The sequence below is a fragment of the Halomonas elongata DSM 2581 genome (assembly GCF_000196875.2).
GTDB lineage: Bacteria > Pseudomonadota > Gammaproteobacteria > Pseudomonadales > Halomonadaceae > Halomonas > Halomonas elongata.
Genome location: NC_014532.2, coordinates 505,697 through 529,962 on the forward strand (window position 1 = coordinate 505,697; position 24,266 = coordinate 529,962).

Consider the following 24,266-nt stretch of genomic DNA (forward strand, 5'->3'; position numbering starts at 1 on the left):
AGGCATTCCGTGTCGGCGAACTCAGCGGTAGGTGGCCCGATCGGTCCGGGTATCGCGCAGGCGTCGTTCGTCGAGCATGACGCCAAGGCCCGGCGCTTCCGAGAGGGACAGCCATCCGGCGTCGTCGATGGTCAGCGGAGTGGCGAGCGGGTAATCGCGGGCCTCGGGCGTCCACTCCGGCGGGTCGAAGGGGAATTCCAGGTAAGGGCAACCCTCGGGGCCCACGGTGCCGGCGGTCAGATGCAGGTTGGCGATCAGGCCGATGCCGTTGCCCCAGGTGTGCGGGGTGAACCACTTGCCGTGCGCGGTCACATCCCGTGCCAGCCGGGAGAGCCCCAGCATGCCGATCGAGCAGACGGCATCGGGCTGGTAGACGTCCAGGCAGTCGCGCCGCAGCATCTCATGGAACTCGTAGGGCTCGCGGGTCATCTCGCCGCCGGCGATCTTCAACCTGTCGCCGGTGTGGGCGTTGAGCGCCGCCATGCCGGGATAGTCGCCCCGGTAGAGCGGTTCCTCCATCCACAGCACGTTGTGGCGGATCAGTTCCTCGGCCACTTCGCTGGCCTTGGCCAGATCCCAGGGAGCCTGGACGTCCCAGGGCATGCGCCAGCCCTGGTTGCAGTCGACCATTAGCGTGAAGGCTTCGCCGAGCGTCTGGCGCACCGCCGCCAGGGCTGCGATGTCGTCCTCGAGCCGGGGCCGGCCGAAGCGCAGCTTCATGGCCGGAAAACCGGCGTCGCGCACCTGTTCGGCCAGGGCCACCAGTTGCTCGAGCGGGCGATGGGTGCCGCTGGAAGCATAGGCACGCAATCGGTTCGAGGTGCCGCCGAGCATGCGCCAGACCGGCTCGCCGCGAATCTTGCCGGCGAGGTCCCAGAGTGCGACTTCCATCGGCCAGCAGCGCCCGGCATGAAAGCCGATGTTGTCGATCACCCCGCTGTGTCGTTCCAGGTCCAGCGGGTCGCGGCCGATGAACAGCGAGCGAAAGTCCTCGAAGCCGTACATCGCGTCGCCGGAGCCGACGCCTTCGCGCCCCTCATTGTCGATCACCCGGACCAGCGTCGCCGGAAACAGCCGGCGCGGCTGGCTATCCCAGGCCGCCGGGAAGGGCGGCTCGAGCGGCTGCTGGTGGTGGGTGATCTCGATGCGTTCGATGACACTCATGCGGGGTGCTCCTGGGCGGCTTTCAGGTGGGCCAGGCGGCGCTCGAACAACGACACTGTGGCTTCGGCGAGTGCATGCCAGTCGTCGGCCGCCGGCCGTCGCGCGGCGTTGTCGGCCATGGGGGCGTTCTCTTCGGCCTGCATGGTCGCGGCAAGTGCTCCGGCATTCAGCTCGAGGTCGGCGAAGGGAGCCAGCGCCGCGTTGAAGCGGGCGGCATCGACCAGGGCGCTGAAGCGGGCGGGCAGCTCGCTGGCGGTATCGCCACTCGCCAGGGCCTTGGCCGCCGGGGCGAAGACGGCCTCGCGTCCCTCGATCGTCCAGGCCAGCGTGGCCTCCACGCCGAGCGTCACGGCGATGCCATGCGGCAGATGGTAGAGCGAGCCGAGGGCATGGCCGATGTTGTGGCCCAGGCCCGTGCCGCCGTTGTCGATCGCCTGGCCGGCGAGACAGGCGGCGACCTGCATGTGCTGGCGCGCTTCCAGGTCATCGGGGGCGGCCACCGCACGGGGCAGTGCCTGGCCGATCAGACGCATCGCCTGCAGCGCGCTGGCTTCGATGACGACGTGTCGTCCCTGGCCGCTGGTCGCCTCGAGGGCGTGCACGAAGGCGTCCAGCCCGGTGGCGGCGGTCAGCGGCGCCGGCAGGGTGCGCGTCAGTTCGGGATCGAGCAGCACCGCCTCGGGCAGCAACTCGTCGCCCCAGGCCCACTGCTTGCGACCACGGTCGTCGGCGACGATCGAGGTGCGGGTGACCTCCGAGCCGGTGCCCGAAGTGGTGGGGATCATCATCGCGGGCGCACGTCCTGCCCAAGGCGTGCGGGCGAGCAGATAGTCGGCCATGGCGCCGGGACTCGTGACCAGGGCGGCCACCAGTTTGGCGATGTCCAGCGCGGTGCCGCCGCCCAGGCCGATCACCAGCGGCGACTCGAGCTCACGAGCGGCTTCGGCGCCGGCGTCGACCGTGGCGAGTGTCGGTTCTCCGGCAGGCGCGATGAAGCGCGTCACGGGCAGCTCACCGTCAAGCAGCGAGGCCAGTCGGTCGACCAGGCCGGTAGCGGCGATGCCGGCATCGGCGATAATCAACGCGCTGCTGGCGCCATGAGTGCGGCACAGCTCGGGCAGTTGCGCCAGCGCACCGGCGCCGACCACCAGGGGCACCTGCCGGCCGGTCGTGAAGTTCATCGGCATGTCAGGTATCCAGCTCGATCCAGGTGGTCTTGAGTTCGGTGTACTTGTCGAAGGCGTGCAGCGACTTGTCGCGCCCCTGCCCGGACTGCTTGTAGCCGCCGAAGGGGGCGTTGATGGAAGTGTGGTCGTAGCAGTTGACCCAGACGGTGCCGGCGCGCAGGGCGCGGGCGGCGCGGTGGCCGTCGCTCATGCGCTGGGTCCAGATTGCCGCGCCGAGGCCGTAGTCGGTGTCGTTGGCGACTTCCAGGGCCTCGTCGAGGCCATCGACGGCGATCACCACCAGCACCGGCCCGAAGATCTCCTCGCGGGCGATGCGCATGTCGTTGGTGACGTCGTCGAAGATCGCCGGCGTGATGAAAACGCCGCCGCTGTCCTGGCGTACGCGCTCACCGCCGAACAGCAGCCGGGCTCCCTCGTCGCGGCCCTGCTGGAGATAGCCCATGACCTTGTCGGCATGTTCGGGCTCGATCATCGCACCCATCTGGGTGTCGGGGTCGAGGGGATCGCCGGGCTGGAGTCGGTCGGCCCACTGGCGCACCCTGGCCAGCAGTTCGTCCTTGATGGCGCGGTCGACGATCAGCCGGGTGCCGGCGTGGCAGGTTTCGCCCTGGTTGTACCAGACGCCGTAGGCGACATACATGGCGATGCGGTCGAGGTCGTCGACGTCGCGGGTGACGATGTGCGGGCTCTTGCCGCCGCATTCCAGGCCGATGCGCTTCATGTTGGAGCGGGCCGAGTATTCCAGGAACTTCTTGCCGATCTCGGTGGAGCCGGTGAAGCCGATGGCGTCGACATCATCGTGCAGGCCCAACGCCTGGCCGGCCTCGTGGCCCAGGCCGGTGATCACCTGGAGGGCGCCGCTCGGGATACCGGCGTTCCGGGCCAGGGCGGCGACTCGCAGGGTGGCCAGTGTCGACTGCTCGGCGGGCTTGAGGATTACCGAGTTGCCGGCGCCCAGCGCCGGACCGAGCTTCCAGCCGGCAATGATCAGCGGGTAGTTCCAGGGCACCACCGCGGCGACCACGCCGACCGGCTCGCGCTCGATGAAACAGACACTGGAAGCGCCATTGGGCGCGGTCTCGCCGTACAGCTTGTCGAGCGCTTCGGCGTACCAGCGCAGCCCGCCCACCAGGCCGGGTACATCCACGCTGGTGGTCTGGCCGATCGGTTTGCCTGTCTCCAGGGTCTCGAGCAGGGCGATCTCGTCGGCGTGGGCGGTGATGGCGTCGGCCCAGGCGAGCATGCGTGCCTTGCGCTCGGCGGGTGGCTGGTTGCGCCACTCGCCGGCCTCGAAGGTGCGCCGTGCGATCGCCACTGCCCGGTCGACATCGGCGGTGTCGCAGGCGGCCACCTCGGTCAGCGGCTCGCCGGTGGCCGGGTTGCGGGCGGTGAAGGTGCGACCGGATTCGGCACTGTGCCAGTCGCCGCCCAGGTAGGCGCGGCAGGGCAGCGACAGTTGCGTGGCCAGCTCGCGCCAGCCGTCCAGGTCGCGTGTTCGAGGCGTCAGTATCGCGGTGTCGTCGGCCATGATGCAGCAGGTTTCCAGAGCTGAAGGATGGATGAGGATCTCGATGGCCAGTCTGGGCAGCGTCGGATGGGGCGACAAACGAGGATTTGGTACCCTGGGCATGAGTAAAACGCATGGTGTGCCGGAATAACCCGTGTTCCGGGGCACAACTTCCCGACAAAAACGCATGAGGGCCACCCATGAGTCGCTACCTGCCACCGCTCAACGCCCTCAAGGCTTTCGAGGCCGCCGCCCAGTGCCAGAACTTCACCCAGGCGGCACAGCGACTGCATGTGACGCAGAGCGCGATCAGCCGCCAGGTACGCCATCTGGAGGAGCAGCTGGGCGTCATCCTGTTCGAGCGACGGCCGGGGCAGTTGCGGCTGACCGAGGCGGGGCGGCGTCTGCTGCCGGCGTTGAGTACCTCCTTCGACCGCATTGCCCTGACGGTGCGCGATCTCGCCTCGCCGACGGATCTCACCCGCTTGCGCCTCAATGTGCCGCCGACACTGGCCAGCCGCTGGCTGGTGCCGCGCCTGGACGATCTACGACGGCGCTATCCGTCCCTGTCGCTGACCCTGACCACTCGCGAGGTCGATGACTTGGCCGCCGACAGCACCCTGGATGCCGCCATCCGCTTCGGTGACGGCGACTGGACCGATGTCGAACCGCACTTCCTGATGCAGGAGAGCCACATTGCCGTCTGCTCGCCGCGCCTGCTGCGCGACGGTCGGCCGTTGGATCTACGCGAGCAGACGCTGCTGCACGTGATGCGCACCACCGAGGATCGCTTTCCGACCTGGCGGCACTGGCTGGATGCGGCGGGCATCGAAGGTATCGATACCGAGGGCGGGCTGGAATTCGATCTGCTGGATCTGGCGATTCGTGCCGCCCTGGAAGGACTGGGCATCACCATCGCCGACCGTGCCATGGTCGCGCGGGAACTGGCCAAGGGGGAACTGGTGCAGCCGCTGGCAGCGGCAATGCCGGGGCATCAGTCCTATTGGTTCACCACGCGGCCGGGGCAGGGCGATGAACCGTCACTGACGCTACTGCGCGACTGGTTGCAGGGTGCCGTGGGCAACGACCATGCCTGACAACCGACAGGGGCAGTCGGAGGGAATGATCAGGACGAGGCCGGGACGGCGTCAGCGATCACCTCTTGCAGGCGTTGCACGAAGGCCTCGAAGGCGGGATGCGTCAGGCTGGGCGAGCGGTGGATCTCCAGTTCGGCGGCGGGCAGGGGCGGTAAACCCTCGGCCTCGCCGAGCACCCGCCAGTGCTCGGGAAGCGAGCGCAGGTCGCACAGCGTCAAAGCGCGGGCCTGATCGACGATGACGCGAAGACCACTGGGGCTCTGGCTGGTCGAGTCGACCTGCCAGGCCAGCCCCCGTTCGGTCAGCGCCTGCAGGGCGCGACGCCGATAAATGCACTGCTCGGGGAACAGGGCCAACGGCAGGGGGCGCTGCGGGTCGAGCTGGAAATCGCGATGGGCGGCCCATACCACGGCTTCCTTGCCGACCACCTCGCCGCCGCTGTCGGCGGCGTGACGCACCGCCAGCACCAGGTCCAGCGAGCCGTCATCGAGCCGGTCGAGCAGCTCGGTGGACATGCGGCAGTGGATGTGGACCCGTACTTCCGGATGAGCGGCCGAGAATCTCTCGAGCAAGGCGGGCAGCCAGGTATCGGCATGATCCTCGGGCAGGCCGAAACGCAGGGTGATCGGTTCGCTCGAGACGCTCAGCGCTCCCAGCGCCTCGCGCTGCAACTGCAGCAGGCGCCGCGCGTAGACGAGGAAGGTCTGGCCGTCCGGCGTCAGCGACAGGTGGCGGCTGGTACGGTTCAGCAGACGCGTGCCCAGGCGATCCTCCAGTGTGCTCACGCGCAGGCTGATGGTTGACTGCGTCTTGTGCAGATAGCGCGCGGCCGTGGTGAAGCCGCCGCTGTCGGCCACCGTGATGAAGGCCAGCAACAGGTCGCTGTCGAGGGCGGGCAGGCGCGATCGATCGGAATCGCCGATTGAATCCATCGGAATGACTCGTTTCTCGAATGGCTGTGGGGCGTCCAGCATAAGCTCAGGCAAGGGCAACCGACACCCCAGGAGGCTACCGATGAGCGCCACCGATCATGGCCTGGCCAACGCCGAGGCCCTGGATCTTTCCGATATCGTCGACACGCATCGATATCCCCTGCACCGGCCCGATGACCCCGGGCTGCTCGAAACCATCGAGACGGCCCGTGTCCATCTGGACCGCGAAGGATGCGCCGTGCTGCGCGGCTTCCTGCGCCAGGACCGCCTCGAGCTCGTCCGCGAGGAGAGCGCATGGATGGCCGAGAAGAGTTTCTATAACACTCGCGAGGTCAATGCCTACTTCACTGCCGACGACCCCGATCTGCCCGAGCGGGACCCTCGACGGCTGTTCATGACCCGCACCAGCGGCTTCGTGACTCGCGACATGATCACCGCCGACACCCTGATCCATCGGCTCTACGTCTCCCGCGCCATGAAGTCGCTGGTGCAGCGCTGTCTGGGCGAGCCGCGCATCTACGAGTACGCCGATCCCTATGCCGGATTGGTGCTCAATGTGCTGCCGGATGGCACCGAGCAGCCGTGGCATTACGACACCAACGAATTCATCGTCACCATGATGACTCAGCAGTCCGAGAACGGCGGAGTGTTCGAATACTGCCCCAACATCCGTACTCCCCGGGACGAGAACTATGACGGCGTCGGTGCGGTGATCCGCGGCGAGCGGACGGAGCGCGTCCAGCGGCTCGATCTGCGACCGGGCGATCTGCAGTTGTTCAAGGGACGTTTCAGCCTGCACCGGGTGACCCGCGTGGAAGGCGACACGCCGCGCCTGACGGCGATCTTCGCCTATTCCCGGGCGCCTGACATCGTGGGTCGCCTGGAGCGAACCCGGCAACTCTACGGTCGCGTCGCGGAGCAGCACATGCTGGCCGAGGAGCGCCGCGAAGAGCGCGCCGACGGCCTGATCGACTGAACCGGCCCGATAACACCGACGAAGACCGTGACCCTGAAACGAGGAGCCACCGATGCGAATGGACCTGGCGGCCATGGATATCCTGCCGCCCACCCATGATCCGGCCGAATGCGAGCCTTCCGCCGACGAGATTCCGCGCATCCTGCTGGATCGGCTCGGGCGGGTGCGCGCCGAGCTGGCCAAGCGCGACATCACCGCCGCGGTGCTGTTCGACCCAGCCCATGTGCGCTATGCCACCGGTTCGCGCAACATGCAGGTCTACAGTTCGCGCAATCCCGCGCGCTATGCCTTCGTGCCCGCCGAGGGCCCGGTGGTGCTGTTCGAATTCTCCGGCTGCGAGCACCTGGCCAGCCATCTGCCCACGGTGGACGAGATCCGGCCGGCCAAGGCGATTTCCTATTACTTCAACGAGAAGAACACCGAGGCGGTCACTCGTGCCTGGGCCGACGAGATCGTCGAATTGGCGCGCCAGTGTGGCGGCGGCGAACGCCTTGCCATCGAGAGCGCCACGCCGGAGGCGGCCTTCGAGTTGCAGCGTCGCGGCTATCGGGTGCTGGATGCCCAGGAGCCCCTGGAAATGGCGCGCGCCTACAAGGTGCCCAACGAGATCAAGATGGTCCGCTCATCGCTGCGCGCCGTGGAAGACGGCGTGCGCAAGCTGGAAGCCGCCATCGTGCCGGGCGTCAGCGAGAATGCCGTCTGGGCCAAACTGCACGAGCACATCATCGCCACCGACGCCGACTTCGTCGAGACGCGCCTGATGAACTCCGGGCCGCGTACCAACCCCTGGTTTCAGGAGTGCTCCGACCGCCTCATCCGCGACGGCGAGCTGGTCGCCCTGGATACCGACGTGGTGGGGCGATACGGCTACTATGCTGACTTCTCGCGCACCTTCCTGTGCGGCGATGGCGAGGCCAGCCCGGCGCAACGCGACCTCTACAAGCTGGCCTACGAACAGATCCGCACCAACATGGAAAACCTCAAGCCCGGGGTCAGCTTCAAGGAGTACGCCGAGCGCGCCTGGCGTATTCCGCCCGCCTACCGTGCACGACGCTATTTCGCCCTGGCGCACGGGGTGGGCATGAACGGTGAATACCCTTACATCGTTCATCGCGAGGACATCGACGACAAGGGCTACGACGGCATCATCGCCCCGGGCATGACGCTCTGCGTGGAAAGCTTCATCGGCCACGAGAATGGCGGCGAGGGCGTCAAGCTCGAGGAACAGCTCTACGTTCGCGACGACGGCCGTGTCGAACTGCTGTCGGATTACCCCTTCGATCCCAGGCTGATCGGCTAGGTAAAGCGCCAAGCCATTCCCTTTTCTCATGGCAGGCATTCTCAATCCAAGGGAGGGGAAGGGCGGAGAGCTTGTTACTATCTAGCTCCGATAGAATAACGTGATACCGGAGAGACGATTCATATGACATCGCAGATGAAGAAAATCTCATCCGCCCTATTGGCCCTTGCCCTCATTCCGGCAAGCCAGGGCCTCATGGCCCAGGACAAGAACCTGGTCATCGGCACCAACAACTGGGCCGAGAACATCGCCGTTGCCAACATGTGGAAGATCCTGCTGGAGGAAGAGTACGGCTACGATGTCGAGCTCTCCAATGTCAGCAAGAACGCGCTCTACGCGGCCATGTCCCAGGGCGACATCGACATCTCCATGGAGATCTGGCTGCCGATCACCGACAAGCCCTTCCTCGAGCCCTACAAGGACGAACTACAGGTACACGATGCCTGGTACGAGGGCACTGGGCTGGGACTGGTCGTTCCCGGCTACGTCGATATCGACAGCATTCCGGAACTCAAGGAACACGCGGACGAGTACGAATACCAGGGCAGCCCCTCGATCCTGGGCATCGACAGCGGCTCCGCGATCGCCGGCCTGACCGACGAGGCCATCGAGCAGTACGAACTGCCGATGTCGCAGGTCAACAGCTCCGGCCCCGCCATGATGGCGGCGCTCGACGGCGCCTACGCGAGCCAGGAACCCATCGTCGTGACCTTGTGGAGCCCGCACTGGGCCTTCGCCGAGTATGACCTCAAGTACCTCGAGGACCCCAAGGGCGTCTACGGCGAGAACGAAACCATCTACTGGTTCTCGCGCGGCGACTTCGCCAGCGATGACCCCTGGCTGACCGAGGTGTTGAATGCCTGGAAAATGGACGACGACACGCTGGGCGGCCTGATGGCGACCATCGAGGAAGTCGGGGACCCCGTCGAGGGTGCCCAGCAGTGGATCGACAACCACCGCGACACCATCGACCAGTGGTTGGCCGCGAGCGAGGCAGCCAACTGATCGATACCACCGAGCGAGCCTGACGGCTCGCCAATCCAGCGGGCATGACCGCCCGGTATGCATGAATCTCCATCTCGCAGGGCCGCGCCAGCACGCGGCCCTGTTTTTTGTGGAAATACTTCATCGAAGTTTACCCAGCTTTCTGGGTGACATACCGAACCGGCGTGCTAGGCTGGGCTAAGATATATAAGAAGCGGGTATAGGAAGGTCAGTTAATGGTGCTGTATATGCTGAGTTGTTCTTGATTTTTTTGTTGGTTTTAGCCCTGACGCTCGAATTGAGCGTGTCGAAGTTTGGCGTGAAAGGGTGTGGTTGTGTATTCAGTGAAATAATATGATGATGTTTTTCATTATTGGTGAATGTTGATTGTAGGGCGAATGTGGAATCTCACGAAATTTACATGAGGCTGGCGCTTAGGGAGTCAAGAAAGGCGCTGCCAGAGTGCTTGCCTAATCCCCCTGTTGGGTGTGTTCTGGCCAGAAGAGGTGTAGTGGTGTCCAGGGGGTATACGAAAGCCCCGGGAGGATACCATGCAGAGGCTGATGCCTTGGCTGGATATGAAGGGCCATCATCGGACCTGACTGCCTATGTGACATTGGAACCTTGCTCTTTCCACGGAAGAACGCCGTCATGTGCAGATGCACTTATTGACCAGGGAGTCAGTCTTGTAGTCGTTGCACTAGTCGATCCCGATCCCAGGAATGACGGTCGGGGTTTGACGAAGCTTCGCCGGGCTGGGGTTGATGTTATTGAGGGTGTCTGTGCCCGAGAGGTGAGCGAATTCTTGACGGCATATTTGAGTGACCACTGACCGATTTTTTAGCAGCCTCTTGGGTTGGAGGCTCCCCTTGTAAACCTTATATGCATCACTATACCAAGGATGGGGGCGGGATCTTCTTTATATTGAGTGTGGGATGGGGATATGGAACTTAGCTGTGATTGTGGAAGTATAGAGATTACCGTGACGAAGCCCGATCAGGTGACGGTATGCAACTGCGCTATTTGCAGCCGGTACCAAGCCCTGTGGGGTTACTATTCACCAGGCGCGGTGAAGGTAAGAATGGGAGGAATGGGGGGGGGGACGCATATCGTCGTGGGGATAGGGGAATTGAGTTTGTCCGCTGTGCAAACTGCGGATGCGTGACCCACTACCGAACGCTGCCTGGTGATGATGATCCTTTGGTGGCTGTTAACTTTCGCATGGCACACGAACGATTAGAAACTGTTTTAGTGAGATACAGTAATGGGAAAGATGCTTAGCCAGTTTTTTTGGAGGGATGTTTTTAGAGTTTCATGGTTCCTTATTGTCATGCTATGAAATTTAGGGGCTCGTCGTGTCATCGTGCTTTTAATGTCATTAAAGCTCACTAGGGAGCGGTTCAATGATCATTGCCATTACCAAATTTCAGTTGCCCAGTCCCATCACGCCGGACGAGGCAAAGCAAATATTTCTGAGTACAGCTCCAACATACCAAGGGGTGCAGGGTCTTTTTCGTAAGCACTACGTTCTATGGGAAGACAGAAAAACGGTCGGTGGAATTTATCTGTGGAATTCTAGAGCGGAAGCGGAAGCCACGTATACGGAATGTTGGAAAGCTTTCGTAAGAGATAAGTATGGATCTGAGCCGTCGGTCACATACTTCGATAGCCCCGTCTTGGTCGATAATATTGCCGGCGAAATCATTTCGGATGAATAGATTGACTGTTTTGGATCGTGGCTCATGGCCAGCATGCCGTCTATCAAATGGCAGAAAACATCTACTTCTACTCAAAAGCATGGATAAAAACCGAGCCATTTGGCTCGGTTTTTGATGCTTTTGATTCTAGCTTTACGCTTAGAAACGGTAGCTGATACCGCCCATGACCACCAAAGGATCGATATTGACGGTAGTGTCGTAACTGGAGCCGCCGATGGTGGCCGTGGCATCCGTATCGATATCCAGGTACCAGGCGGCAGCATTCAGTGCCCAGTGATCGTCAAGCAGGAGGTCGACGCCCAGTTGGGCAGCTACACCCCAGGAGTCATCCAGCTCCAGGCTTCCACCGTCGACCTTTTCGTCTGAAAAGCGGGTGTAGTTGACTCCCACGCCGGCATAGGGCTGAACCGAGGAATCCGTGCCCCCTAAGGGGTAGTACTGCAAGGTCAGCGTAGGCGGTAGGTGCTTGGTCGATGCGGAATTCACGCCGTCCAGCGCGATGTCATGTTCAAAGGGTTCGGCGGCCAGCAGCTCTACGCCCAGTTTATCCATGAAACGGTAGCCCAGCGTGAAACCAAATCCCCTGTCCTGGTCGACGTCAACGTCACTGACGCCAATGGCGTTGAAGTTTCCGTTGTCGCTCTTGGGGTCTACCTTGACGATACCGACCCGCGTATAGATATCACCCTTCCCATAATATGCCACTGCCGAAGAAGCATATATCCCGCTGGCCAGGGCCAGGAAGGCTGCGGACAGTGCAGTAACGTTTTTCATGAGCCTTGCTCCCTACGATGTGGTTACTTTTTTCCCTGAATAAAATCCATAAAGGCAGGATTTGGGCCTGGCCAATACCGATATTCATGACTTTATTATTTGTCGGTTCCTCTGTCCTGAGGCAGGTTGTCGCATCCCTTTTATTGAGTGCGAAACATTTTTATTAACTGTCTTTTTTAGTCACTTTTTGTTTACATTTTTTCATTATTAATTACTTTGAAGTTGGTGGTCTTTGGTGTGTCAGTGACATCTTTGGTGTGCTGTGAAGTAGGCTGGGAGCCGGATACAGAAAACCACGATGGGAGAGGCGGAAAGCGGGGTGAAGGCCAGGCGATGGGGCGTCGGGATGGAAGAACGTAAGCCGGTTAAGTATCTTGGTGGGCTCGTTCCATCCGATTCTGCATCCTGAGAGGTCGCATGAACCCTACCATCGAGCTGATGAAGTCCCACCGTTCGGTCCGCCAGTTCACCGATCAGCGGATTCCCCGCGAGACGCTGCTCGAGCTGATCCGCGCCGGCCAGGGCGCCGCCACGTCCAGCCATGTGCAGGCGTATAGCGTCATCCACGTAACGAACCCGACCAACCGCGAGCGTATCGCCGAGTTGGCCGGCGGTCAGGACTATATCGCCACCTGCTCCGACTTCCTGGTGTTCTGTGCCGACATGAAGCGTCCCACCGAGGCGTCCGAGCGTACCGGTGCCAGCGTCACGCGCGGCATGACCGAGCAACTACTGGTGGCCAGCGTCGATACCGCGCTGATGGCGCAGAACGTGGCACTGGCCGCCGAGTCCGAAGGGCTGGGAATTTGCTACATCGGTGGCATCCGCAACAATCCGGCAGCCATCAGCGACCTGCTGCGGCTGCCGGCACACGTTTATCCGGTGTTCGGCATGTGTCTGGGCTATCCGGATAAGGAGAATCTCCCGGAGGTCAAACCACGCCTGCCGGTAGAGGCGATCCTCAAGGAAGACGCCTACACCGATGATACGGAAGAGGTTGCCGCCTTCGATGAGTCCATGCGGCGCTATTACAGCCAGCGCAGTGGTGGACGCAAGAATTCCGACTGGTCCCACAACCTGACGCCGCTGTTCGATACCAAGCTGCGCCCGCACATGCGCGACTTTCTGGTCGAGCGAGGCTTCGAGATGAAGTGAGCGTGACGACCCTGGTTTTTCGGGCACCGCGCGTCGTGAGCCGAGCCGGCAGGTGAGCTGCGGCTCGGTGCAAGAACCAGGGTCGATGGGGAACAGTGCCCCTTCGGGCAAGGGGATTACTCCAATCCCATTTGTGGCCATTGCTCCAACAGGTACTCCTTGAAGAGTCGGGTTTTGGCGAGGGGAGACCTGCCCGATGGCCAGACGATATGCACAGGTACTGGTGGGAGTTCATACGAGGTCAGGACGAGTTCCACCTGCCCGGCATCGACCAGATGGCGGATTTGCCACAGCGGAGAGAAGCCCAGACCCAGTTCATGGGTAACGGCCGAATAGATCGCCGTCATGGTATCGGCCCGGAAGGAGCCCGATACCGGGACAGATCGTGTCCTGCCGTTTATCTGAAATGTCCATTGGTTCGGGTGGCGGTCTACTGTCCTGAGAATGCAGGCATGTCGTTGCAAGTCGTCCGGGTGCCGAGGGCGGCCGTGGCGCGCGAAATAGCCGGGAGCGCCGAATACCACGCGACGTAGCGAGCCCAGTCGCCGGGCTTTCAGGTCGGAGTCGGGCAATTCGCCGATGCGTACCGCTAGATCGAGTTCCTCTTCCTCGAAGTTCACGAACCGGTCGCTCAGCTTGAGCTCGACGTCAATTTCCGGATAGCGACGCATGAAATCTGCAATGACAGGCATCAAGTAGACAGGTGCGAACAGCACGGGAGCCCCGATACGCAGCAGTCCCGATGGTGCGATGCGGCTGTCGGTGGCTTCGAGCCTGGCTTCCTTTATCTCCTCGAGCGCCGGTTTGACGCGGCGGTAGAAAGCGAGTCCCGCTTCGCTGGGTGTCGAACGGCGTGTCGTGCGTTCGACCAGCTCGATCCCGAGGTTGTCTTCCAGGGTTGCCAGGGCGCGACTCACCGATTGCACGCTGCGATCAAGCCAGCGGGCCGCGGCCGTCAGCCCTCCTTGCTCCACCACTCCAACGAAAGCCTCCAAGTCTTCCAAGCGTTCCATTGATTTTACCGATTTCCGACAAGGTGATTCTCATTTTAGCGGGATTCTCTCGGGGGAAGAGGTGGATACCATCGTCGTCACGAACCTGGAAACCCATTGCAGGAGGTCGGGAATGAGTCAGGCAACCCCCACACGTCCCAGCCCCACGGTCCTCGTCGTTGGCGCGACGGGACGCTTTGCAGGCCTTGTCGTACCAGCGCTGGTCGAGCGAGGTGCCCGGGTCAGAGCACTGATCCGCAATCCGGAAAGGGCTTCCTCGGCACGCCATCGAGGTGCCAGCGAAATCGCGATCGGCGATCTTCGGGATCGCCCGAGCCTTGTTCGAGCCATGGAGGGTATCGACGGTGTCTTTCATATTGGACCCGCTTTCGTGCCCGACGAAGCGGAGTTGGGCGTTACGCTCGTTGAGGTGGCGAAACAGGCGGGCGTGCGCAAGTTCGTGTTTTCGTCGGTCATTCAGCCGACGAATACGCAGCTGCCGAATCACACGGCCAAGATTCCCGTCGAGACTGCACTGTTCCGGTCGGGAATGGAGTACACGATCCTCCAGCCAGCCAACTTTTTTCAGAACATCGAAGGAGCCTGGCGCACTGTCATGACGGACGGCACCTTTGGCGAACCTTTTCCCGTGACATCGCGCGTCACGCGCGTCGATTACCGGGACGTCGCCGAGGTGGCTGCCCTGGCCCTGACGGATGACCGACTGGCTTATGGCACCTTCGAGCTGTGTGCCACGGAAAAGCTGAACCGAAAGGAAATCGCCACCCTCATGAGCCAGGCACTTGGTCGACGTATCGAGGCAACGGCCCCGGACTTCGAGACCTGGGCCGAGAGAGCGGCATTACCCTATGACCGGGAGCAGCAACGCCTGCTCGCCAACGTTCATGCCCATTACGCCGATCATGGAAGCGGTGGAAATGATCTGGTGTTGCGTTCGATCCTGGGTCGACCACCACGCTCTCTGAAGGCCTATATCCAAGAGTTGGCCCAACGAGCCGATACATGAGGTTTGCCGTCTTGCTATCGCGTGAGAAGCGGCATTACCCGGGATTCATAAGCTCTGTATTCGAGGAGTGCGAGCATGGTCATATTCACGAATTCGTCGACCGGAAAGCTCAAGAAGCTTCCACCTCGCTATAATGCGATCATCATGCCGCTGGTGCTATCCATCCTGATGTCTTGCATCGTTTCGGGTATATCGACCCTGACCAGCATGGGATTCTCCATTCGCTTCTTCGCGTACTGGATGGATGCCTGGCTTATCTCCTGGCTGGTGGCGTTTCCTAGCCTCTTGCTGGTACTTCCCCTGGTACGTCGCATTGTTGCGGCACTCGTACGTCAAGCATGAAAGCTCGATTGCGATTCGATCACAAGAAACGGAGTGCTCGGATTAGCTCTCTCCACGAGAGTTGGCATGGGAACCGTAACTTGCATGGCGAGTTCTTGGCGTCATCGGTTCCTCATGCCATCGGAAAAAGGGGGAAATCATGCAGACACTTCAGCAAAAGGTCGCCATCGTCACGGGAGCCAGTTCCGGTATCGGTCGTGCCACGGCACTGTTGTTCGCCAGTGAAGGGGCGAAGGTCGTTCTTGGCGCGCGGCGTCAGTCAGAACTCGATGGGGTCGTGGAGGAAATCGAGGCGCTGGGTGGCGAAGCCATTGCCGTGGTCGGTGATGTCCGGGAAGAAGCGCACGCCAAGGCGCTGGTCAACACGGCCATCGGCCGATTCGGCGGTCTCGACATTGCATTCAACAATGCCGGCACGATCGGGAGAATGGCTCCCACCTCCGAGCTGACGCGCGACGACTGGACCCAGGTGATCGAAACGAACCTCACTGGGGCTTTTCTGGGCGCCAGGCATCAGGTACCGGCCCTGCTCGAGCGAGGCGGTGGCACGCTGATTTTTACCTCGAGCTTTGTCGGCTACACGGCCAGCATACCCGGTCTGTCGGCCTATGCGGCGAGCAAGGCCGGCCTCATCGGACTGGCGAAAACGCTGGCCGTCGAGCACGGTGCGCAGGGCCTGCGCGCCAACGCCATCCTCCCGGGTGGGGCGGATACGCCTGCTAATATGGTGAACGCACCAGACGCGACCCAGGAAGTGCGGGACTTCGTCGAAGGGCTGCATGCTCTCAAGCGGATCGCCAGCCCCGAGGAAATCGCCAGGGCCGTGCTATTCCTGGCCTCCGAGGCCTCGAGTTTCGTGAGTGGCAGCGCGATGCTCGTGGACGGCGGATTGTCCATCAACAGGACCTGAGTATGCGTGTTGCGAGATTTTATTACGGAGCATTTGACCCTCACGCGACGTGAGGCTCCAGACTTCAGCCACGCGTGGAGGAGAGGAGATAAAGCATGCTGTTACGTGTCGGTGAACTGGCCAAACGCACCGGGCTGACCGTCCGGACGTTGCACCATTACGACGACATCGGCCTGCTCAAACCCTCCACGCGTTCCGATGCCGGTTATCGGCTCTATCGACGCCAGGATGTCGCGCGCCTGCATCGTATACAGGCGCTGCGTTCCCTGGGCATGTCGCTGGCCGAGATCGGCACCTTGCTCGACCAGCCGTCTCCACCGCTGTCGACCGTCATCGAGCGACAGATGCGCCTGCTGGAACGACAGATCGCGCAGAAGAATCAGTTGCGCGATCGTCTGGCGAATCTGCACCGCCAGGTCGTGAACGGCGAGGAACCGGCAATGGACGATTGGCTGAAAACACTGGAGTTGATGACGATGTACGACCGCTATTTTTCCCCGGAAGAACTCGACCGGTTGCCTCTCTATCAGGCCGACAACGCACGCTGGGCGGAATGGCAAGACCTGGTCAAGGAAGCCGAAGAACTGCAGCAGCAGGGCACGTCTCCTGTCTCACCCGCGGCGCGGGACCTGTCGATGCGCTGGATGGAGAAACTCGAGCGTGACACCGCCGGCGATCCGGCCCTGCTCGAAAAGCTGAATACCATGCATGCCAACGAGCCTGATGCCCAGGAGCAGTTGGGAATTTCCAAGAAGGTGTCGGATTTCGTGATGCAGGCGTTCGCCGAGTACAAGCTGACCTTCTATCGGCGCTATCTCTCGGACGCGGAGTTCGATGTCATGCGGGAAAACTACCCGCAGTGCATGCACGAATGGCCTCCCTTGATGGCTCGGCTGCGCCAGTTGCTGGAGCAGGGCACCCGTCCCGAGGAACCGGCCGCGCAACAACTGGCCCGGGAATGGCTGGCACTGTTGCAGCGCTTTGCCGGCGACGACCCGGCCACGCACCAGAAGATCCGGCAGGCCAATGAGCAGGAACCGGCCCTGAAGGACAGTACCTGGATGGATGATCGCATGAAGGACTATCTGGGCCAGGCCGTCGCGAGTCTGACGGCAGGTTGAGATCGTTACCCATGCCTTTTACGGGGCCACGTTGCGGCGTGGCCCTGTTTTTTACGGCTAGGTGCGCTTTCTTCGACCGCTCAGGTCGTGGCGATGCAACGATGCCTGTGCTCAGCGTAGGGTGGCGGCGACCCATCGCTCCAGACATGCCTTGGATAGCGTCTGCGGTGCGTAGGAGAGGCGGTAGGTCAGCGGTGCCATGATGCCATCCAGCAAGGCTTCGACCGTGGGCAGGGGCGTCTCGCCCCGGGCCTCGGCGCGGGACAGGATCAGTCGCAGCTGGTCCTGCTGGGCCTGCAGGCAACGCTGGCGTTGTTCCGTGCTGGCGCTGCCCAGGGTATCTGCCAGCATCTGTTGACCAGGAGTGGAGCGCATTTCTTCCATGTATACCCCGGCCCAGGCCATCAGATCGCTCTCCAGCGAGCCGGTATCCGCGACAGGGGCATCGGGCTGGAGCCGCTCGGCGGCCACGTCGGCCAGCAACTCCTTCAGGTTGCCCCAGCGACGATAGATAGTGGAAGGCGTCACGCCCGCTCGTTCGGCTACCTGCGGGACGGTGAGCTTGTCCCGTGGCACTTCCTCGTCAAGTGCCTGCACCGCTTCGTGTACGGCTCGTTGCACCCGGGCGCTGCGCCCGCCCGGCCTGACCGCTGATTTTTCGCCCATAATTCCTCTAACGCAAAATATTTGCTTTAAGGATCTTTAGGTCCTAGTCTCCAGCATATCGCAAATTCTTTGCTTTAAGGAACGTCCATGGCCATGCCACTCGAGGCGACGGTGGAGAACGCCGGCCCGTCGCGCCAACTGCTCTTCTACACGCTGGTGCTGGTCGCCTTCCTGGCGGCTTCCGGCGTGCCCACGCCGCTGTATCCGCTCTACCAGTCCAGTTGGCATTTCTCCACGCCCATGCTGACCCTGGCATTCGCGCTCTACATGTTCACCTTGCTGCTGGCCCTGCTGACGACCGGCAAGCTCTCCGAATATATGGGCCGGCGGCCGGTGATTCTCATCGGGCTGGTGATCGAGATTGCCTCCATGCTCTGCTTTCTGGTGGCTCACGATCTCACCATCCTGCTGGTGGCTCGCGCGCTTCAGGGTTTGGCCACGGGGATCGCCACCAGCGCGCTGGGTGCCGCCATCATCGATACCGATCATCGACGCGGCCCCGTCCTGGCGAGTGTCGCGCCTCTCGTCGGCATGGGGCTCGGCGCGCTGTGCTCGGGCGTGCTGGTGGACCTGGCACCATATCCCATGCGCCTGGGCTTCATCCTGATGACGGCGATCTTCATCTGGCAACTGATCGGCCTGCGGGGAACCCGGGAAAGTGTCTCGCCACGCTCCGGGGCTCTGGCCTCACTGCGGCCGACCGCGCGTATCCCGGCGCCGGTACGGCCCACCTTTCTACGCGTGATTCCCGCCTGCATCGCCTCCTGGTCGCTCGGCGGGTTCAGCCTTTCGCTGGGGCCGGTATTGGCCAGGCAGGTCTCCGGCATCGAGACTTCCATGATCGGCGGTGCCATGGTCAGCCTGCTTTCGATGATGGGGGCCGTCGGCGTCTGGAATCTGCGTCGTCAGAAGACGCGCCGCATCCTGCTGTTATCCAGCATCCTGTTGCCGCTCGGGGTAAGCATCGTGCTGCTGGGTGTAGCGACCCATAGCATCCTGACCCTGCTGATAGGCTTCGCCATTGCTGGTCCAGGCTTCGGTGGCGGCTTCATGGGGGCCATGCGCGCCATCATGCCGCTGGCGCCTGACGGTGGACGCGCCTCCCTGATGGCCGTGCTCTACGTGGTCAGCTACCTCTCCGCCAGCCTGCCCGCAATGGTGGCCGGCAATGCCACTCAACATTTCGGGCTGGAGCCGACCGTCTACGGTTACGGCGCTTACGTCATCGCGCTGTCGCTGATGGCGCTGGTGGGAATGCTGAGTCAGAGGCAAGCGACAGCCTGATACAGGCCGATCATGTAACACCCGCTCCGTAGTGACTGATACGGTTTTTTCGCCATTTTCTGATCCTGTTATGGTTCTGGCTTTTCTGTCATCTTGGCCGCCTGGCAGGCACGCTTGCGGTGCCGTCTCGAGCGAGGCGGCGGGCCGATGGGAGGGGCGGGTGAATGCGCCCGTAATGATGGGCCGATATTCAGGGTGGTGAGTGGTTATCATGATGATATACGTTGCGTTTTTCCTGATCTTCGTGGGTGTGACGTTCGCGCTTTATCAGGTGTACAGCGTGCACTACGCGATCAACTTCGAGGACGAGGAGGAACGGCCGGAGCAGGTGAACCAGGCCCTGAAGACGCTGGCCGACGAGGCAGAAGGATGTGTCGACGGAGAGCCGTCATCGGGATTCGTGCAGTCGGTGCAGCGTATTTTTGGTGATGGCGTCGATGCACGACTGGTGCTGGCGGCAGTCGCGTCCGGCAGTCAGAAGGCCTTCGCGGAGCCGCTGTTGCGTCGTAGAGGAAGAGTCGAGACGAATGGCGAACTGACCATCGCCCACCTGCCATTCTGGAAGACGCGTCCGCCGGTTCGCTATCGGCGTGGGCCGGTGCTGGTGTTCATCATGGTCTGCAGCCTGCTGGCGCTGTTCTGGGGCGGGATGAGCATCATTACGCTGGCGTATCCGGTGGCCGTGCCGGCGCTTGCCTGGGCCAACAGCCTGCTCGTGCTGACGGTGCTGGTCTATGCCTCGGCACTGCTGGCCTATGGAGCCTCGAAGCTCGATTTCTACCTTCACGACATCCAGCAGATCGGTCGACTGAACCGGAGTTTGAACGGCTCAGAAAGCGTCGACCAACTCACCTAGCGTCTTCATCGCCGCTTCGCTACGCGGCGTCCAGGGATGGCCGTAGCTCAGGCGCAGGCAGTGGCGAAAGCCTCGGGTGGCGGAGAAGATCGGACCCGGCGCCACGCTGATGCCCTGTTCCAGCGCCATGCGGAACAGGCGTAGCGAATCCACTCGCTCGGGGAACTCGAACCACAGGAAGTAGCCGCCGGCCGGGCGAGTGGCCCGGGTCTCGTCCGGGAAGCATCGCGAGGCTGCGGCCAGCATCTGCCCCTGCTGGGTCTCCAGGGCATGACGCAATTGGCGGAGGTGGCGGTCATAGCCACCGTGCTGGAGGTAATCGGCAATGGCCGCCTGGGCCGGCACCGAGGGCGAGATGGTCGTCATCAACTTGAGGCGCGAGATGCGCTCCGCAAAGCGGCCGCCCGCCACCCAGCCGACCCGATAGCCCGGTGCCAGACTCTTCGAGAACGAACCGCAGTGAATGACCAGGCCTTCGTCGTCGAACTGCTTCACCGGCTTGGGCGGCGAGGTGCTGAAGTGCAGTTCCGCGTAGGCGTCATCCTCGATCAGCGGCACCTGGTGACGCTTGATCAAGGTGTAGAGCTCGCGCTTTTTCTCCTGGTCGAGACTGGCCCCCAGCGGGTTCTGCAGATGACTCATGAACCAGCAGGCCTTGATGGGCAGCCGAGCCAGGCTGTCCGCCAGCACCGCAAGATCGATGCCCTCGCGGGGATGCACGGGAATTTCCACCGCCCGGAGCTTCAGGCGTTCCAGGATCTGCAGGCTGGCATAGAAGGCGGGGGACTCGATGGCGACCAGATCCCCGGGCGAGGTGACGCATTGCAGCCCTAGGTTCAGCGCCTCCATGGCGCCGCTGGTGATCACCAGTTCGTCGGGCGGCAGCGGCATGCCCTTCAGCGTATAGCGCAGCACGATCTGGCGGCGCAGGTCGGCATCGCCCGCTGTCATGTCTTTGAGAACGTCGTCGCCGGACATCCCGCGCAGCCCCTTGGCCATGCTGCGGGCCAGGCGCGCGAGCGGGAAGAGATCCGGACTGGGGAAGGCCGAGCCGAACGGCACGGTCGCGGTGTCCTGGAGCGAGTCGAGCACCGAGAATGCCAGCTCGCTGACCGAGACGTCGGAGGCTTCCTGGCGACTCGGTGTCATCCTCGGCTCGTGCAGCACGCGCTGCGCCTGTTCGCGAACGTAATAGCCGGAACGGGATCTGGCCACGATCAGTCCGCGGTCTTCCAGCAGGTAATAAGCCTGAAAGACGGTGGAGGGGCTGATGCCGTACTGGCGGCTCGCCTGACGCACCGACGGAATCCGCCCGCCCGGTGCCAGCACCCCGTTGCGAATCAACTCGGCGATCTCGTCGGCGAAGCGTTCGTAGCGTTTCATCGGTGGCCCGGCTGCTTCAGAGAGGCAATTTCACCATGGCCAACACGGCAGTGAAACCCTTGGACCAGGAACATCCGCTCGATCACCGGCCATTACTGGCCTGCTAAAAAGGGGCGTGGAACAGTTTTGGAGACTTCTTAAGCAGCTACATCGCGCCAGACTACCAGGGAAGTTCGCCCGGCAAGACGCTGTTGCAGGCTGCCGAAGAGTGGGCGCCGAGCCTGGAAGTACGTCCCCTGGCCGGCTATGTTTCTGCCCACAAAGGGAGCGTCAGAGGGCACACGGCATAGCCGTACAGTGACCGCTACTGGTAGCAGCTCGGCGTCTCCATCGAACGCAATGGCAGAGCAACGCATGAGGTTAGGCATGAAGGTCAAACGCATCATGGCCAACACGGCAACGGAAGACCTCGACAAGGCGGAGGCCTTCTACGGCGGTATTCTGGGCCTGGAGCGGCTCATGGATCATGGCTGGTTTCGCACCTACGGCTCGGACGAACGGATGCGGGTCCAGGTGAGCTTCGGCGCCGAGGGCGGCTCGGGCACCGAGGTGCCTGACCTCTCCATCGAAGTCGATGATATCGAGACAGCGCTGATGCGTTTCGAGGAAGCGAGCGTGCCCATCGAATACGGCCCCGTCAGCGAACCCTGGGGCGTGCGGCGCTTTTACGTCCGCGACCCGTTCGGCAAGCTCGTCAATATCCTGCAGCACGAGTGAGGAGGGCCGGCTGCCGGGCAGCACATAGTCCCGCGCATCGGTTTTCCTCCACGACGGTTCCCACCAGCATCGGCTGGAGCGGAAAGGCTGTGGGACAGGTACCGCCCCTGATGCGGACCGCTTTGATACGCCAGGGACACAAGGCCGGTTTGCGGCACTTCGCCGTGATGGTATTGCGCCTGCAACCTAAATGACTTCTTTTACCGCTACAGTCAGGCGCGTCCGCTATCGCGCAGCGTAGAACGCTGTATTCGACGCGGATGCCCCTGGAGCCGCGACGCGATTCGGCTGCGGGCTCTTTGGCGTGGCCGTATTCATGCCGGGATAGTGCCGCCTGATTCGTACATTGTATGGAAGTCCCATGACCACAAGACCAGCGCCCACCATCCTGCAGCGGGCCCTGAAGGCATGTCGTCCCTTTTTTCTGTCCGCAGCGCTGTTCAGCCTGTTCATCAATCTGCTGATGCTGGTGCCGCCGCTTTACATGCTGCAGGTCTACGATCGCGTGATAACTTCGCGCAGCCTCGACACACTGTTCATGTTGACTCTGATCGTGGTCTTCCTGTTCATCGTGATGGGAGGCCTGGAAATCGTGCGCTCTCGGCTGCTGGTGCGGCTCGGTAATCGCCTCGACAGCATGGTCAATCATCGTCTGTTCGAGGCGATGTTCCAGAACGGCATACGCCAGCCCGGTCGTGCGAGTGCGCAGCCACTAAACGACCTCGCTACGCTGCGACAATTCCTTTCCGGCAACGGCCTCTTCGCATTCTTCGATGCGCCCTGGACCCCGATCTACATCGGTGTGCTCTTCCTGTTCGATGTATGGTTCGGCGTGTTCGCGCTGGCTGCCGGTATCCTCCTTTTCTTGCTGGCGCTCACCAACGAGTGGGCCACTCGTGGACTGCTCGCTGGTGCCGGTGAAGAGCAGATACAGGCACAGTCACTGGCGAACGCCAATCTGCGCAATGCCGAGGTGCTGCATGCCATGGGCATGATGCCGGGCATCCGAAAGCGCTGGGCGGAGCGTCATCAAGGCTTTCTGCTTCAGCAATCCAGGGCCAGCGATCGGGCCGGAACGTTGGCCAACCTCTCTAAGGTGCTGCGGCTGCTGGCGCAGTCGCTGATTCTGGGGCTCGGGGCGCTGCTGGTGCTGGAAGGAGACTTGACCCCGGGCATGATGATCGCCGCCTCCATCCTGATGGGGCGGGCGTTGGCACCGATCGATCAGGTGATTGGCGCCTGGAAGCAGTTCGTCGGTGCCCGAGGGGCCTACGGTCGACTTCAGACGCTGCTGCGCTCGGTGCCGCAAGAGGAGGAGCGCATGTCGTTGCCGGCACCGAAAGGCGAGGTGAGCTTCGAGCAGGTCGTCGCCGTGCCGCCAGGGGGCAAGATTGCCACCCTGCGTGGTCTCGACTTTCGGGTCGCCAAGGGCCAACACGTCGGCGTGATTGGTCCCAGCGGCTCGGGCAAGTCGACGCTGGCGCGAGTGTTGCTCGGTATCTGGCCGGCGCAGGGTGGCACCGTGCGTCTCGACGGCGCGGATATCGCCCAGTGGGCACGGGAAGAGCTGGGCCCTTATGTCGGCTATCTGCCACAGGATATCGAGCTTTTCGACGGCACCATCAGCGAGAACATCGCGCGTTTCGGGGAAATAGATGCCGAGCGGGTCGTCGAGGCGGCGCGTCGTGCTGGTGTGCACGAGATGATCCTGCGCCAGCCGGATGGCTACGACACCCGGCTTTCGTCTACGGAGGGCGTGCTCTCCGGTGGCCAGCGCCAGCGCCTCGGCCTGGCCCGAGCACTCTACGGTGACCCGGTACTGGTGGTGCTCGATGAGCCCAACGCGAACCTGGACGATGCTGGCGAACGTGCGCTCGGCGAGGCGCTCAACCGGCTGAAGGCGCAAGGCACGACGCTGTTCGTGATTTCTCATCGTGAGCGCGTGCTCAAGAGTGTCGACACCCTATTGGTACTGCAGGAAGGCCAGCCACGTTTCTATGGACCCAAGGCCGATGTCATTGCCCAGCTCAACAGCAGCAAGCGCCACCTGCAAGCCGCCAGGTCGGCCGGTGGAAGGCCTCGGGCATCCACGGACGGTCATGTCGTCTCCCAGTGAGTCGATGACGACGTTTTCCCCGTTCGTCGTGCACGCCTGGAAGCTGACTCATATTTGC

The 24,266-nt window shown here is 62.4% G+C and carries 24 protein-coding genes; 16 read left to right on the forward strand and 8 right to left on the reverse strand.

Going from position 1 to position 24,266, the window contains the following annotated elements:
- Positions 1 to 21 precede the first annotated feature (21 nt).
- The 3 genes from HELO_RS02370 to HELO_RS02380 are packed head-to-tail and all read right to left on the reverse strand — an operon-like array spanning position 22 to position 3,879.
- Positions 22 to 1,164, reverse strand: a complete 1,143-nt coding sequence (locus HELO_RS02370; RefSeq protein WP_013331206.1) for a mandelate racemase/muconate lactonizing enzyme family protein — start codon at positions 1,162 to 1,164, stop codon at positions 22 to 24.
- On the reverse strand, positions 1,161 to 2,351 hold the full coding sequence (locus HELO_RS02375) for an iron-containing alcohol dehydrogenase (RefSeq protein WP_013331207.1): 1,191 nt from the start codon (positions 2,349 to 2,351) through the stop codon (positions 1,161 to 1,163). Before HELO_RS02375 ends, HELO_RS02370 begins: the two co-directional genes overlap by 4 nt.
- A gap of 1 nt (position 2,352) precedes the next feature.
- Entirely contained in the window at positions 2,353 to 3,879 is a 1,527-nt protein-coding gene (locus tag HELO_RS02380; RefSeq protein ID WP_109637296.1) for an aldehyde dehydrogenase, read from the reverse strand.
- Between the two features lie 179 nt (positions 3,880 to 4,058).
- Between HELO_RS02380 and HELO_RS02385 the strand changes: the two genes are divergently transcribed.
- Positions 4,059 to 4,955: a LysR substrate-binding domain-containing protein gene (locus HELO_RS02385; RefSeq protein ID WP_013331209.1), complete on the forward strand. Its 897-nt coding sequence runs from the start codon at positions 4,059 to 4,061 to the stop codon at positions 4,953 to 4,955.
- A 29-nt stretch (positions 4,956 to 4,984) separates the two neighbouring features.
- Here HELO_RS02385 and HELO_RS02390 read toward each other — a convergent pair whose 3' ends face one another.
- Positions 4,985 to 5,887 (reverse strand): LysR substrate-binding domain-containing protein, encoded by a 903-nt coding sequence (locus HELO_RS02390; RefSeq protein WP_041601860.1) that lies wholly within the window; start codon positions 5,885 to 5,887, stop codon positions 4,985 to 4,987.
- Between the two features lie 82 nt (positions 5,888 to 5,969).
- Between HELO_RS02390 and HELO_RS02395 the strand changes: the two genes are divergently transcribed.
- The 5 genes from HELO_RS02395 to HELO_RS02420 all read left to right on the forward strand — a co-directional run bounded on the left by HELO_RS02395 (position 5,970) and on the right by HELO_RS02420 (position 10,865).
- Positions 5,970 to 6,863, forward strand: coding sequence for a HalD/BesD family halogenase (locus HELO_RS02395; RefSeq protein ID WP_013331211.1), 894 nt, complete (start codon positions 5,970 to 5,972; stop codon positions 6,861 to 6,863).
- A 52-nt stretch (positions 6,864 to 6,915) separates the two neighbouring features.
- Complete coding sequence (locus HELO_RS02400; RefSeq protein ID WP_013331212.1) at positions 6,916 to 8,163, forward strand: M24 family metallopeptidase; 1,248 nt, start codon at positions 6,916 to 6,918, stop codon at positions 8,161 to 8,163.
- Between the two features lie 135 nt (positions 8,164 to 8,298).
- On the forward strand, positions 8,299 to 9,168 hold the full coding sequence (locus HELO_RS02405) for a glycine betaine ABC transporter substrate-binding protein (RefSeq protein ID WP_013331213.1): 870 nt from the start codon (positions 8,299 to 8,301) through the stop codon (positions 9,166 to 9,168).
- A gap of 379 nt (positions 9,169 to 9,547) precedes the next feature.
- Entirely contained in the window at positions 9,548 to 9,979 is a 432-nt protein-coding gene (locus HELO_RS19450) for a bifunctional diaminohydroxyphosphoribosylaminopyrimidine deaminase/5-amino-6-(5-phosphoribosylamino)uracil reductase RibD (RefSeq protein ID WP_405513894.1), read from the forward strand.
- Positions 9,980 to 10,550: 571 nt separating this feature from the next.
- Entirely contained in the window at positions 10,551 to 10,865 is a 315-nt protein-coding gene (locus HELO_RS02420) for a hypothetical protein (protein WP_041601861.1), read from the forward strand.
- 138 nt (positions 10,866 to 11,003) lie between these two features.
- Here HELO_RS02420 and HELO_RS02425 read toward each other — a convergent pair whose 3' ends face one another.
- Positions 11,004 to 11,639 (reverse strand): OmpW/AlkL family protein, encoded by a 636-nt coding sequence (locus HELO_RS02425; RefSeq protein WP_013331214.1) that lies wholly within the window; start codon positions 11,637 to 11,639, stop codon positions 11,004 to 11,006.
- A gap of 417 nt (positions 11,640 to 12,056) precedes the next feature.
- Between HELO_RS02425 and nfsA the strand changes: the two genes are divergently transcribed.
- Positions 12,057 to 12,794: an oxygen-insensitive NADPH nitroreductase gene (nfsA, locus tag HELO_RS02430; protein ID WP_013331215.1), complete on the forward strand. Its 738-nt coding sequence runs from the start codon at positions 12,057 to 12,059 to the stop codon at positions 12,792 to 12,794.
- Between the two features lie 116 nt (positions 12,795 to 12,910).
- Here the strand turns inward: nfsA and HELO_RS02435 are convergent, their stop codons facing one another.
- Positions 12,911 to 13,807 (reverse strand): LysR family transcriptional regulator, encoded by an 897-nt coding sequence (locus HELO_RS02435; RefSeq protein WP_013331216.1) that lies wholly within the window; start codon positions 13,805 to 13,807, stop codon positions 12,911 to 12,913.
- A 112-nt stretch (positions 13,808 to 13,919) separates the two neighbouring features.
- Between HELO_RS02435 and HELO_RS02440 the strand changes: the two genes are divergently transcribed.
- The 4 genes from HELO_RS02440 to HELO_RS02455 all read left to right on the forward strand — a co-directional run bounded on the left by HELO_RS02440 (position 13,920) and on the right by HELO_RS02455 (position 17,186).
- Complete coding sequence (locus tag HELO_RS02440; protein WP_013331217.1) at positions 13,920 to 14,813, forward strand: NmrA/HSCARG family protein; 894 nt, start codon at positions 13,920 to 13,922, stop codon at positions 14,811 to 14,813.
- A gap of 75 nt (positions 14,814 to 14,888) precedes the next feature.
- Entirely contained in the window at positions 14,889 to 15,155 is a 267-nt protein-coding gene (locus HELO_RS02445; protein WP_041601862.1) for a DUF2798 domain-containing protein, read from the forward strand.
- 139 nt (positions 15,156 to 15,294) lie between these two features.
- Positions 15,295 to 16,065 (forward strand): SDR family oxidoreductase, encoded by a 771-nt coding sequence (locus tag HELO_RS02450; RefSeq protein WP_013331218.1) that lies wholly within the window; start codon positions 15,295 to 15,297, stop codon positions 16,063 to 16,065.
- 95 nt (positions 16,066 to 16,160) lie between these two features.
- Complete coding sequence (locus tag HELO_RS02455) at positions 16,161 to 17,186, forward strand: MerR family transcriptional regulator (protein WP_013331219.1); 1,026 nt, start codon at positions 16,161 to 16,163, stop codon at positions 17,184 to 17,186.
- Positions 17,187 to 17,297: 111 nt separating this feature from the next.
- On the opposite strand, the gene HELO_RS02460 is transcribed toward HELO_RS02455, so the two are convergent.
- Entirely contained in the window at positions 17,298 to 17,852 is a 555-nt protein-coding gene (locus HELO_RS02460) for a TetR/AcrR family transcriptional regulator (protein WP_013331220.1), read from the reverse strand.
- 87 nt (positions 17,853 to 17,939) lie between these two features.
- On the opposite strand from HELO_RS02460, the gene HELO_RS02465 reads away from it, so the two are divergent.
- Both HELO_RS02465 and HELO_RS02470 read left to right on the forward strand, forming a co-directional pair.
- A complete protein-coding gene (locus tag HELO_RS02465; RefSeq protein ID WP_013331221.1) occupies positions 17,940 to 19,136 on the forward strand; it encodes an MFS transporter in 1,197 nt (398 codons plus the stop codon).
- Positions 19,137 to 19,347: 211 nt separating this feature from the next.
- On the forward strand, positions 19,348 to 19,992 hold the full coding sequence (locus tag HELO_RS02470; RefSeq protein ID WP_013331222.1) for a hypothetical protein: 645 nt from the start codon (positions 19,348 to 19,350) through the stop codon (positions 19,990 to 19,992).
- On the opposite strand, the gene mapR is transcribed toward HELO_RS02470, so the two are convergent.
- Positions 19,966 to 21,375 carry a GntR family transcriptional regulator MpaR gene (gene mapR, locus HELO_RS02475; protein WP_013331223.1) on the reverse strand — a complete coding sequence of 470 codons (1,410 nt, stop codon included), beginning with the start codon at positions 21,373 to 21,375 and terminating at the stop codon, positions 19,966 to 19,968. The two genes, HELO_RS02470 and mapR, sit on opposite strands and share 27 nt — an antisense overlap.
- 149 nt (positions 21,376 to 21,524) lie before the next feature.
- On the opposite strand from mapR, the gene HELO_RS19455 reads away from it, so the two are divergent.
- The 3 genes from HELO_RS19455 (at position 21,525) to HELO_RS02490 (ending at position 24,208) form a co-directional block, all read left to right on the forward strand.
- Positions 21,525 to 21,665 carry a hypothetical protein gene (locus tag HELO_RS19455; RefSeq protein WP_109637299.1) on the forward strand — a complete coding sequence of 47 codons (141 nt, stop codon included), beginning with the start codon at positions 21,525 to 21,527 and terminating at the stop codon, positions 21,663 to 21,665.
- 76 nt (positions 21,666 to 21,741) lie between these two features.
- Complete coding sequence (locus HELO_RS02485; protein WP_013331224.1) at positions 21,742 to 22,092, forward strand: VOC family protein; 351 nt, start codon at positions 21,742 to 21,744, stop codon at positions 22,090 to 22,092.
- Positions 22,093 to 22,453: 361 nt separating this feature from the next.
- Positions 22,454 to 24,208, forward strand: a complete 1,755-nt coding sequence (locus HELO_RS02490) for a type I secretion system permease/ATPase (protein WP_013331225.1) — start codon at positions 22,454 to 22,456, stop codon at positions 24,206 to 24,208.
- Positions 24,209 to 24,266 lie beyond the last annotated feature (58 nt).